This window comes from Pseudomonas sp. MF6755, assembly GCF_016405635.1.
Lineage (GTDB): Bacteria > Pseudomonadota > Gammaproteobacteria > Pseudomonadales > Pseudomonadaceae > Aquipseudomonas > Aquipseudomonas haemolytica.
The window spans coordinates 313551-324132 of sequence record NZ_JAEKDA010000008.1 but is presented as its reverse complement, the minus strand read 5'-3'; the positions used below and the strand labels follow the sequence as shown (position 1 = coordinate 324132).

At 57.3% G+C, this 10582-nt stretch carries 11 protein-coding genes; 7 read left to right on the top strand and 4 right to left on the bottom strand.

Features of this window, described 5'->3' with window-relative positions; genetic code table 11:
• Positions 1 to 473: 473 nt before the first annotated feature.
• From JFT66_RS13310 to JFT66_RS13290, 5 genes are all read left to right on the top strand, one after another.
• Positions 474 to 1724, top strand: a complete 1251-nt coding sequence (locus tag JFT66_RS13310; RefSeq protein WP_198859388.1) for a ribonucleotide-diphosphate reductase subunit beta — start codon at positions 474 to 476, stop codon at positions 1722 to 1724.
• A gap of 28 nt (positions 1725 to 1752) precedes the next feature.
• On the top strand, positions 1753 to 1962 hold the full coding sequence (locus tag JFT66_RS13305) for an HNH endonuclease (RefSeq protein WP_269836382.1): 210 nt from the start codon (positions 1753 to 1755) through the stop codon (positions 1960 to 1962).
• Positions 1963 to 2034: 72 nt separating this feature from the next.
• Positions 2035 to 2682, top strand: a complete 648-nt coding sequence (locus JFT66_RS13300; RefSeq protein WP_198859387.1) for an HAD-IB family hydrolase — start codon at positions 2035 to 2037, stop codon at positions 2680 to 2682.
• A gap of 163 nt (positions 2683 to 2845) precedes the next feature.
• Entirely contained in the window at positions 2846 to 3793 is a 948-nt protein-coding gene (locus tag JFT66_RS13295; RefSeq protein WP_153839018.1) for a hypothetical protein, read from the top strand.
• A 106-nt stretch (positions 3794 to 3899) separates the two neighbouring features.
• Positions 3900 to 4280: a helix-turn-helix domain-containing protein gene (locus JFT66_RS13290; protein ID WP_034115650.1), complete on the top strand. Its 381-nt coding sequence runs from the start codon at positions 3900 to 3902 to the stop codon at positions 4278 to 4280.
• Here the strand turns inward: JFT66_RS13290 and JFT66_RS13285 are convergent.
• From JFT66_RS13285 to JFT66_RS13270, 4 genes are all read right to left on the bottom strand, one after another.
• Positions 4210 to 4770: an AAA family ATPase gene (locus JFT66_RS13285; protein ID WP_198859386.1), complete on the bottom strand. Its 561-nt coding sequence runs from the start codon at positions 4768 to 4770 to the stop codon at positions 4210 to 4212. The two genes, JFT66_RS13290 and JFT66_RS13285, sit on opposite strands and share 71 nt — an antisense overlap.
• A gap of 95 nt (positions 4771 to 4865) precedes the next feature.
• Positions 4866 to 6314 carry an amidase family protein gene (locus JFT66_RS13280; RefSeq protein ID WP_198859392.1) on the bottom strand — a complete coding sequence of 483 codons (1449 nt, stop codon included), beginning with the start codon at positions 6312 to 6314 and terminating at the stop codon, positions 4866 to 4868.
• A gap of 234 nt (positions 6315 to 6548) precedes the next feature.
• Positions 6549 to 6992, bottom strand: a complete 444-nt coding sequence (locus tag JFT66_RS13275; protein ID WP_233094258.1) for a hypothetical protein — start codon at positions 6990 to 6992, stop codon at positions 6549 to 6551.
• Between the two features lie 380 nt (positions 6993 to 7372).
• Positions 7373 to 8431 carry an MBL fold metallo-hydrolase gene (locus tag JFT66_RS13270; protein WP_198859385.1) on the bottom strand — a complete coding sequence of 353 codons (1059 nt, stop codon included), beginning with the start codon at positions 8429 to 8431 and terminating at the stop codon, positions 7373 to 7375.
• Between the two features lie 123 nt (positions 8432 to 8554).
• Between JFT66_RS13270 and JFT66_RS13265 the strand changes: the two genes are divergently transcribed.
• Together JFT66_RS13265 and JFT66_RS13260 are read left to right on the top strand one after the other, a co-directional pair.
• Positions 8555 to 9181 carry a TetR/AcrR family transcriptional regulator gene (locus JFT66_RS13265; RefSeq protein WP_153872526.1) on the top strand — a complete coding sequence of 209 codons (627 nt, stop codon included), beginning with the start codon at positions 8555 to 8557 and terminating at the stop codon, positions 9179 to 9181.
• Positions 9182 to 9369: 188 nt separating this feature from the next.
• Complete coding sequence (locus JFT66_RS13260; protein WP_153839023.1) at positions 9370 to 10428, top strand: diguanylate cyclase; 1059 nt, start codon at positions 9370 to 9372, stop codon at positions 10426 to 10428.
• Positions 10429 to 10582 lie beyond the last annotated feature (154 nt).

Genomic DNA, 10582 nt, shown 5'->3' with positions numbered 1-10582 from the left:
AGAACGAGGAACGCAGCGAGCCACACAGAGAAAATCGTCGGCAGCGTCAGAAGTGTATACGATACAGGCGCCCCCACAATAAATAGCCCACCGCCCGTCAAAAATTTCCTACCCCATCAACCCCCCGCAAACCCTCACTCTCGCTCAAATAGCCGCCTTTTTCTCTCTTATCCGAGACCATCCGCCGCAACACAACGCCGATTTTTTCCTTATAATGCGCGGGTAAATCGGGCCTGCAATATCCCTTTACACTGGGATGAAGAGCCAGACCTGAGGCATTCCGCTGGAGCGAGCACCTACTGCTCCGCACCTCAAGCCTCACGCAGAGCACCCGTAGCCCTATTCCGTTTAATGCGTGCGCTAGCTGCAACAAACGATTCCTTAAGATCCACCGGGCCCTGGGGCCGTGTGAACACCCAACCATCCGGTTTCACACGGGCACCTTTGAGCCCTCACGCAGGAGACGACACGTCATGCTGAGCTGGGACGAATTCGACAAAGAAGAAGAAGGCGAAGTAGCCGCCAAAGGCGCTAACGCCGGCCACGCCACCGAAGCCAACATGGACCGCCTCGACGGTGCCGGCGCCGCTGCCGCCATCGAAGCCCGCGCCGTCACTGCCAGTGACTCCGCCGCCATCGTGCGCGCCAAGGCCGCCCTGGACAAACTCGACCTCGCCGAAGGCCTCGCCGAGCTGGAAGGCTCCGCCGCCCGCGTCGCCGTTGATGAAAAACGCATGATCAACTGCCGCGCCGACCTCAACCAACTCGTGCCCTTCAAGTACGACTGGGCCTGGCAGAAGTACCTCGACGGCTGCGCCAACCACTGGATGCCGCAAGAGGTCAACATGACCGCCGACATCGCCCTGTGGAAAAACCCCGAAGGCCTGACCGACGACGAACGCCGCATCGTCATGCGCAACCTCGGCTTCTTCTCCACCGCCGACTCCCTGGTTGCCAACAACCTGGTCCTGGCCGTGTACCGCCTGATCACCAACCCGGAATGCCGCCAGTACATCCTGCGCCAGGCGTTCGAAGAAGCGATCCACACCCACGCTTATCAGTACTGCATCGAATCCCTGGCCATGGATGAAGGCGAGATCTTCAACATGTACCACGAGATTCCTTCGGTCGCTAAAAAAGCCGCCTGGGGCCTGAAGTACACCCGTTCGATCTCCGATCCGAAGTTCGAAACCGGCACCGTCGAGACCGACAAAGAGCTGCTGCGCAACCTGGTCGCCTACTACTGCGTACTGGAAGGCATCTTCTTCTACTGCGGCTTCACCCAGATTTTGTCCATGGGCCGCCGCAACAAAATGACCGGCGTGGCCGAGCAGTTCCAGTACATCCTGCGCGATGAGTCGATGCACCTGAACTTCGGTATCGATGTGATCAACCAGATCAAAATCGAAAACCCACACCTGTGGGATGCCGAGATGAAGGAAGAAGCGACCCAGATGATCCTGCAAGGGACGCAGCTGGAAATTGAATACGCTCGCGACACCATGCCGCGCGGCGTGTTGGGTATGAACGCGGCGATGATGGAGGACTACCTCAAGTTCATTGCTAACCGTCGTCTGTCGCAGATTGGCTTGAAGGAAGAGTATCCAGGCACGACGAATCCGTTCCCGTGGATGAGTGAGATCATGGACTTGAAGAAAGAGAAGAATTTCTTTGAGACCCGTGTGATCGAGTATCAGACCGGCGGCGCGTTGAGCTGGGATTGATTTCCAGGCCTAGCACCGTTAAGAAGCCCTGACATGTTCAGGGCTTTTTTGTAGCCAGGAAAAATTGCCATCTTTTGAAGTACATCACGTCAGGCACCTCGCCCAGAAGGGTTCGGATCGCACCACCAATGCTGTAGCCTTGTGCCCCAATTGCCATCAGCGTTGTCACCGGTCGAGTGACCGGGATGCTTTCACTGAGGCGCTTTACGCCAAAGTCGAAAGATTGGCACGGGAGTAAACTCCAGTGGTCACACCTGATGCACGCTCAAAAAATACTAGATAGGACCGAGGCCAACCCGTGAACCCAGACATGCTCGAAGCCGGCCCCGCAGACGCCAAAGTACTTTCCGTCTTTGACTTCGACGGCACCCTGACACACCACGACAGTTTCGTGCCCTTCCTCAAGTTTGCCTTTGGCCCTGGTGAGTTTTATGGCCGGATGGTCAAGCTGGCTGTGCCGGGGCTGCGCTTTTTGGTGCGGCAGATCAGCCGGGATGATTTGAAGGCGCAGCTGATTCGCACCTTTATGACCGGGGTGCAGAAGACGTGGGTGCAGCAGAAAGCCGAGGAGTATTGCCAGCGTAATTGGGCGCGGTTGATGCGCCCGGCAGGGGTGCTGTCGGTGGAGCAGGAGTTGGGCTCGGGGGCGGTGGTGACGCTGTGTTCGGCGTCGCCGGCGTTGGTGTTGCAGCCGTTTGCCGATCGGCTGGGGATCAAGTTGATTGGGACTGAGCTTGAGGTGGTGGATGGAGTGCTGACCGGTAAGCTCACCGGGAATAACTGCCGATGTGAGAATAAGGTGCTGCGGCTTGAGGCGGTGTATGGGGACCTGGGCGAATATCGGCTGCGGGCTTGGGGCGATACGCGTGGGGATCGGGAGTTGTTGGCGGCGGCGCAGGATGCGCACTTTCGGCATTTTCATGCGAAGAAGAAAAAGCGGGCCAGGGTACAGCGCTGATAGCGGTGTATGGGGTCGGCGGTAGACCGAGCTGATCCCATCGCAGCCCCGCTGGGGTTCTGTGCGGCTGGTTAGCCTTGAGGGGCGACGCGTAGCAGGTTCTTGCTGATATTTACGCAGGATCCCGCTATTAATAGCGAAACCTCTCACGGACCCGAGCCCCATGAAATTCGACACGGCCTACAGCCTGAGTCTCGATGACAAGGTGTCGATCTACGACGTACGAGACCTGAATTTCGACGAAACCGCAGATTTCGATTCCGACAAGGACAGCTTCCTCTGCCCCAGCGACGCCTGCCGTGCGGCGTTCGATGCCACCAATGCGTTGAGTACGTTCAACGCCAAGAACGTCAACTACCTGCGTACGCCGCACTTCAAGAACAAACCCGGCACCCGCCACATCGATGGCTGCCGCTATGCCAGCAGCCAAAAGACCGCGAACGGTGAAAGTGACGACGAGCGCGAGGAAAATTTCCCATCGGAATTTGTGCTGACGCGGCGTCAGTACGAACGTAAAACCCCCATGGTCGGCACCGAAAGCGGCCTCCCACAAGAGCCACCGAAAGCACCCTCAAACCAAGCCACGACGTCCCATAGCAACAGCGACTCCACTCCGGACAAAACCAGCGTGTTCGCCCACCCGGTGGAGTGCTATGTATCGAACATCGATGACAAGGACAAGCTAAAAGCCATGCCCTTGAAGATCGGTGAGCACACGGCGACCTACTGGGCGTTTTTCAAGAAGATCGAATACCTGCAAGACAACAAGGGCCTGATTTACTGGGGCAGGATCAAGGCAATCAAAGACTACACCAGCAGCTTTCGCATCGATTTCGAAAAGAAGGTGTGGCTCGACAAAAAGCCTTATTCGGTCAACGTCTACCTGAGCAAAAAGCTTATCGAGAACTACCGCAAGCGCACGGCATTCCTGGAGCAAATCAAGGCCGCTGCCAGCAGCGAAAGACCGTTATATTGCTTCTTCTATGGGGTGACGCCAGCGCTCAAGCAGGTGCCGAGCAAGAAAAACCCCGAGCAAACCTTCGGGGTATTCAGCGCGAATATCGAGAACCTGGATCACCTGATTATTCGCGAGGCGCCGGGGGTGGAGTGATTGGGGGATGTAATGCCAGCGAAAGGGCCCAGTTGATGAGCGGTATAAACAACTGTACAAAAACACAGTATAGTTACGCCTCACCCGTCGAACCTGGAGAATCCCCATGTCCTCTCTGGCAATGAGCTCTTTCGTAGAACAGCAGATGGTGCTGCATCAATTCACCGCCAAACACAGCGCGCAGGCCCGCGTCATGCTGGGCTGGAGCCGCGAAGAACTGGCTCGCCAGGCAGGCGTGGCGGTGCAAGCGATTCAACAATTCGAGGCCCACGGCGACGTGGACGACGAAACCCGCCTGGTCCTGGCGTTCCGCCTGGAGGCGGAAGGGCTGGTGTTTTTCCCGGGGTTTGCGCCGGGGTGGGGGATGAGTGTGCGTCGGTTTGACACGCCATCAGCCGAACCCGCAACGCAAGGGCTCATGTCTCGGTTGTTGGGTACAACAACGGCAACAATTGACTCACCAACGCCTCAACCGAATGGTGCGTAGAGTCCAGCCGGATCACCGGGCGACTCAATGGTTTCAACCAGGTTTCATGCCGACGTAGGCTACGCAGGCTGTGATTGCCAGCATCGTAACGCGCGGCCCAGGCGAGGAATGCGACGCTGTTTTGATGACGGCTGCCACCTTCCAGGATCTGCTCCCCATAGCGCTCCACCTCCCGCAGGCGCAGGCGGTGCAAACGCACTTCAGGGTCCAGGCGCAGGAACACTACGTGGCTGAACTGCGGGATCATCGCATCGCCCCAGCCGCACAAGGAACCAGATAACACCCAGCGTTCATGGCCGGCAGTGTGTTCCTGCAGCAGTTGAATGCGTTCATCCCGGGGCCGGGCGATGGTGAAGGGTTCCGGGGTTTGCTGCCAGTAATAGAAATCCGAGTCGAAATAGGCAATGCCCAGGCGTTCGGCCAGAGCCTTGCCCAAGGTCGTGGTGCCGGCACCCGCAGCACCGAGAATATGGATTCTGTGGCAGTCCATGGTTTTCCTCCCATGACCGGCAGTGTAGCCCGTGGTGATAGTGTCGGCCTGAGGCAACCTCTGCTGAGCATTTGCCAGCAGAGGTTGATTCAAACTCAGGTACCAGTAGCAGGAGCCTCAGCTACTTCATCCTCGATTTCAGGTGCCGGTGTGAACGGAGTGCCTGGAAGAAAGGCGGGTTTTTGGATTGCCGGCGAAGCTTGTTCATAACCGTAGGCGACTGACAGTAATGTGGCTTCGCTGTTGCCAGGGCCATAAAAATAGAGTGCCGTCGGCATGCCTTCATCATCCATGCCAGACGGAACCGATATTCCGGGATACCCGGCTGCAGCACTAAAAAAATAATTGTGTGACAGGAAATTCGACACCATGGTGTCGAGCTTGTGCTCCTTCATCGGGTCATCGATGGTTTTCTGAAATATGGGAAGAATGGCCGCCCACAATTCATCGCGTTTTTCCGCGGTCGTCTCCAGGTTGTTGATCATTTCCAGCACGTTCTGATCAGGCTCGCCGGATTGCTGATTACGGTTATTGAAAGCAATCAGTTCCGAAATAGATTTGACCGGTAAACCTTCCCGTCCAGCCAGATATTCCTCCAGCTTTTGCTTAACATCTGCAAATAACGCTTCGTTGTATTCAACGTAGGTTTCCTCAGGGACGCCTTCGTCCAAGCGCCCTACCGGTACTAGAATCGCACCTTGGGATTTCAGTACCTCAAGGGCTTCCTGATAGTGCTTGTAGTCCGCTCGTTTCGCCGGATCCTTGGCATCCTCCGCGGACAATTCAGGCAAAGGCGTGTAGCCAATTCGCTTACCTTTCAGAGCATCGGAGCTTAGCCCAACGGTGTAGGCCTTGGTCTCGGTCATAGCGTTGAGCGCTTCCGCCGCATCGCAGACATTACGCGTGAAAGTGCCAATCGAGTCCTGGCGTGAACTGGTCATAACGCCCTCGGTACTGAGCAACCCCATCGTGGCTTTCAGCCCGAAAACGCCGTTATAAGCTGCTGGAGCAATGACCGACCCGTTGGTTTCAACGCCCAAGGCTAGAGGCACATGCCCCTGGGCAACTGCCACGGCAGAACCTGAACTCGAGCCCGCCACCTGCCCTCCCAGCCGATGCGGGTTCAGCGTCTGGCCACCTCGAGAACTCCACCCATCCACAGGATAATCAGAGCGGAAGTTAGATAACTCACTCATGTTGGTCTTACCCACGACCACCACCCCGGCCTTCAACAGGTTGTCCACGACCTTGGCATTTTTAGTCGCAGGCCCCCCCGTCAGCGCCTTTGAGCCTGCACTTGTTTGCATGCGGTCGTTGGTTTCAAACACATCTTTCAACGCTATCGGAACGCCGTGCAAGTACCCGCGCACTTGGCCTTTGGCACGTTCCTGGTCACGCGCCTTCGCTTCCTTGAGGGCATCCGGGTTGGTTTCTACAAACGCGTTGCCGCCCTGCAACCCCTGGTCAATATTGGCAATTTGCTTGAAGGAATCCTTTACAAGCGACTCCGAGGTGACGCCTCCCTTGGCCATCTCCCCTGACATTTCACATGCGCTCTTGAAGCCTTGCGGAGGATTTGAAAGCGCCTGGAACAGGCCTGTCGCCCAGCCACCTGCGGAAACGGGTCCCAACATAAAGTGCCCCTTAACTTGACTGAATATAAGGGCTATCAGCCGATAGCCCGACAGCAGTCTAAGAGGCGAAAACCCGCCCCTAATGCAGCCGAATCCTACCGCTGCGTCCTATCATTCCCAGCCTGATGTAGGCATCAATACAGCCTATGGGCGTAGCTGGCGGTAAGTTCGCAATAGGGTCGTCAAGCGATCAGCCGCCCAGCGGGCGCCGTAAAACCAGACTTTCGATCCGTCCCCCAATGTTTCACAGGCGTTGGGGTATCTGCTCCTGCACGCGTGATGAAACGCGGCATCTGGATCGTCTGAGACCAACGCATCAAGGCGATGATGAGTCACCAGTTCATCGATTCCATTGCAGCCTTGAAGGCTGAATTGAAGGTTCTCGTCCCCACGCCGCGCATCTACCGCCACCCATTGCGCACCGGCTTGGCGCAGGAGGTCGAACATTCCACGCACTGCTGCGCTGTGTTCGATGGATTCGACATGATTACCCTGCACATAGCGGTCGACGTAGCCGATACGATAGCCCGCCAACGTCAGGGAAGCGGTGAACGTGGTGTTGTTCAACACCAGGGGGACTTCCACCATCACGGGCTCCGTGGGGTCTATGCCACTCATGGCAATAAGGGATAAGACCGGGTCTCGCACAGGCTTTATATGTGGGGCCAGGGCGTTATACCCGGGTATGGGCGTGGCACCCTGACGCTGCCCGGCCCCAAACACGATACCGCCCGCACCGACGTTACCGGTGTGTAAAGCGCTTGATGAAGCGGGAATGTCGACAGTGTTTACAGGCGCGGGAGACGTCCGGTCGAGGGGACAAGGTAAATCCAACTTCGAAAACTCTTTACAGTGGCTGTCCATAGAATCCCCGCCGAAAATGAAATTTGCGGAGATCATCGCATTCCCCTCCGACAGTTGTCGCAGGGCTGAAACCTCCCGAAACCTCTTTCCCAACGGCTCTCGTCTCAGCCCGCCGCGTGCTCATCCAAAGACTGAGACTGCGCCTCCAACCACCACGCATTCCCACGTTCGGGCTGATTCAAGTGGAACGCCTGCCCCATCGCCGGGGTGGCGATCAACACGTTGTGCTCCCAGGCCAGGGCCATGATGCGGTCGAAAGGTTCGTGCCAGGCGTGGAACGCCAGATCGAACGTGCCGTTGTGAATTGGCAGCAGCCAGCGCCCCTTGAGATCGATATGCGCCTGCAGCGTTTGTTCCGGCTGCATGTGCACATGGGGCCAGTCGACGTTGTAGGCTCCGGTTTCCATCAGGGTCAGGTCAAACGGCCCATACTGCTCGCCGATGCGTTTGAAACCATCGAAATAACCGGTGTCGCCACTGAAAAAGATTCGTCGCGCATCATCGATCATCACCCAGGAGCACCACAGGGTCTGGTTGCTATCAAACAGCCCGCGCCCGGAAAAGTGCTGCGCCGGGGTGGCGATAAAACGGATGCCATCGACCTCTGTGCCCTGCCACCAATCCAGCTGGCGTACTTTGCTGGCGTCTACCCCCCACTTGATCAGCGTGTCGCCCACGCCCAGGGGCGCCAGGAAGTAGCGCGTCTTGTCGGCCAATTGGACTACAGCCTTGTGGTCGAGATGGTCGTAATGGTTGTGGGAAAGAATCACCGCCTCCAGAGGGGGCAACTCTTCAAGGCTGATGGGTGGCTGGTGGAAACGCTTGGGGCCGGCCCAACTGAATGGCGAGGCGCGCTCGGCAAACACTGGGTCGGTGACCCAGAATTTACCGCGCATTTTCAGCAATACAGTTGAATGCCCGAGGCGGAACACACTGTGGTCAGGGGCGGCCAACAACTGCTCGCGGGTCAGTGGTTGTACCGGAATCTGCCCAGCTGGCCGTGTCGTGCGTGGTTTGTTGAACAGCATGTTCCAGAAAATACGCAAGGTTTTGGCAAAGCCACCCTGCTGCACCGGGGCGTCATTGCTGAATTGCCCCTGGCCCTGCCCGGCAGGCTTGAGCGTTGCAGGCGCAGGGTCGAGACGAGTTGAAATCGTGGCCATTACAGGGTAACTCCTACGGTTCGCTCAAAAAATTACACTGCACAGTGTAGTTTCTAGATTGCAACAAAAACCGGAGCAAGTAAACTACTGAGTGTAATTTCCTTTTTGAGTCGAATGCCATCCATGACTGCCCCCAAGCGCCTCACCGAGCGTAAACGCGAAGCCATCGTGGCTGCGGCCATTACCGAATTTCGCGAGAACGGTTTCGAGGTCACCAGCATGGACAAAATCGCCGCCACCGCCGGTGTTTCCAAGCGCACGGTGTACAACCACTTCCCTAGCAAGGAAGAGCTGTTCGCCGAGATCCTTCACCAGCTATGGGCCAGCAGCGTTGCCCAACTGGACGTGAACTACGCCAGCGACCGCCCCCTGCGCGACCAATTGCGCAAATTGCTGGAAGCAAAAATGAAGATGATGTCGGACGCCAACTTTCTCGACCTGGCGCGTGTGGCCATTGCTGCCACCATCCATTCGCCAGAACGTGCGCAAGATATGGTCAACCGCCTCAGCGCCCGGGAAGAAGGCTTCACCCAGTGGGTACGCGCCGCCCAGGAAGACGGCCGCCTCAATTGCACCGACCCGGCTTTCGCTGCCCACCAGATCCAGAGCCTGCTCAAGGCCTTTGCATTCTGGCCACAAATTACCCTCGGCCAGCCCACTCTCGACGCTGCCGCACAGGCCTGTGTCGTCGAATCGGCCATCGACCTGTTCCTCGCCGGCTATGAAGTCAGCACACCGCACCCGCGATAAGGAGTTGTTGCCTGGGCGACATTCCTAGTCGTTTTCGGCGCATTCACCCGCTGTTTTGCGCAAATGGCCTGGAAGGACACTGATTATTCCCACGAGAATAATCGACAATCACACCCATTTGCCGATCATCGGTTCCGCCCGTTGACGCATGCCGTCGTACCGGCAAAAAACAGCTGAACCAGGACACTATGGAAAACAGACGAGGCAAAGGGCTTTCATTTGCCAGGCGTATCTACAAGCCAAGGATTATCGGCCTGGGTATCGGCAGCATCAGCGTAATTGGCGCGTTGTATCCCTTATCGATGCCCGCTTGGGTCTGGGTGTTGCTGTTGTTCAATGGCTTCGTCTGGGCGCATCTGGCGTACCAACTCTCGACTCGCTCGCCGTTTCCCTACCAGGCTGAGCAACGCAACCTGTTGTTTGACTCGCTGGCCGGCGGTTTCTGGACGGCGGTCACTCAGTTCTCGCCGGTGACGGCCGTCACTATTCTGTCGATGATGGCCATGAACAACGTCGCCGCCGGTGGCAAACGCCTGTTCCTGCGCGGGCTGCTGGCACAAGCCGTCGGTATCGCAATGGCCTGGACCCTGTTCGGGATCAAGTTCGATCCCAACGTCAGCCTCATAGAGGTCTACACCTGCTTACCCATGCTGACGCTCTACCCAATGGCCATCGGCATGGTCTGCTATCAGTTGGCTATCAAGCTATCGGACCACAAACGTGCCCTCAGCGCCCTGAGCCGCATCGACAGCCTCACCGGCCTGCTCAACCATGGTTCGTGGAAAGACCTGCTGAACATCAAGTTCCACAAGTGCCAGCAGCAACAAGGCCAGGCGACCATTGCCTTGATCGATATCGACCACTTCAAACACATCAATGACATCCACGGCCATACCGTCGGGGATGCGGTACTGCGCCAGTTGAGCCAAGTGCTGCGCCAGCACTTGCGGGAAGACGATTTGGCCGGCCGCTACGGAGGCGACGAGTTCTGTGTGATTCTTCCGCGAATGCCGCTGAAAGAAGCTGCACACGTCATGGAGCAGTTACGCGAAACATTCAGCAACTATCGACATCCGCAGATTCCCGAGCTGCGCGTAAGCCTGAGCATCGGCCTGGCGGACTTCCATCCCTCATTCGAAGATGCGGTCATGTGGCTCAACGCCGCGGATCGCGCGCTGTACGCCGCCAAAGACACCGGTCGCAACCGAGTCAAGATCAGCGATTGCGTGGCCGCCAGTTCAGCCTGAGTTGTCTGATAACACCTCGTCCGAATCTTCCTCCGCCAGCCCGCCGCAATAGCATAATGCCGCCACTGGTCGCCTACCCAATAAGGTCCTGCCCACAGGGCGAACTTCTGGGGCGGCTGATCACTCTGAAACCGTTGTTCCACCCCCTCTGTCA

What these genes read in the sequence shown, in the direction of transcription:
- JFT66_RS13265 (WP_153872526.1), top strand. Translation starts at nt 8,555, where the DNA reads ATGACTGCCCCCAAGCGCCTCACCGAGCGTAAACGCGAAGCCATCGTG.
- JFT66_RS13260 (WP_153839023.1), top strand. Translation starts at nt 9,370, where the DNA reads ATGGAAAACAGACGAGGCAAAGGGCTTTCATTTGCCAGGCGTATCTAC.
- JFT66_RS13295 (WP_153839018.1), top strand. Translation starts at nt 2,846, where the DNA reads ATGAAATTCGACACGGCCTACAGCCTGAGTCTCGATGACAAGGTGTCG.
- JFT66_RS13300 (WP_198859387.1), top strand. Translation starts at nt 2,035, where the DNA reads ATGCTCGAAGCCGGCCCCGCAGACGCCAAAGTACTTTCCGTCTTTGAC.
- JFT66_RS13280 (WP_198859392.1), bottom strand. Translation starts at nt 6,314, where the DNA reads ATGTCAGGGGAGATGGCCAAGGGAGGCGTCACCTCGGAGTCGCTTGTA.
- JFT66_RS13270 (WP_198859385.1), bottom strand. Translation starts at nt 8,431, where the DNA reads ATGGCCACGATTTCAACTCGTCTCGACCCTGCGCCTGCAACGCTCAAG.
- JFT66_RS13310 (WP_198859388.1), top strand. Translation starts at nt 474, where the DNA reads ATGCTGAGCTGGGACGAATTCGACAAAGAAGAAGAAGGCGAAGTAGCC.
- JFT66_RS13275 (WP_233094258.1), bottom strand. Translation starts at nt 6,992, where the DNA reads ATGGTGGAAGTCCCCCTGGTGTTGAACAACACCACGTTCACCGCTTCC.
- JFT66_RS13285 (WP_198859386.1), bottom strand. Translation starts at nt 4,770, where the DNA reads ATGGACTGCCACAGAATCCATATTCTCGGTGCTGCGGGTGCCGGCACC.
- JFT66_RS13290 (WP_034115650.1), top strand. Translation starts at nt 3,900, where the DNA reads ATGTCCTCTCTGGCAATGAGCTCTTTCGTAGAACAGCAGATGGTGCTG.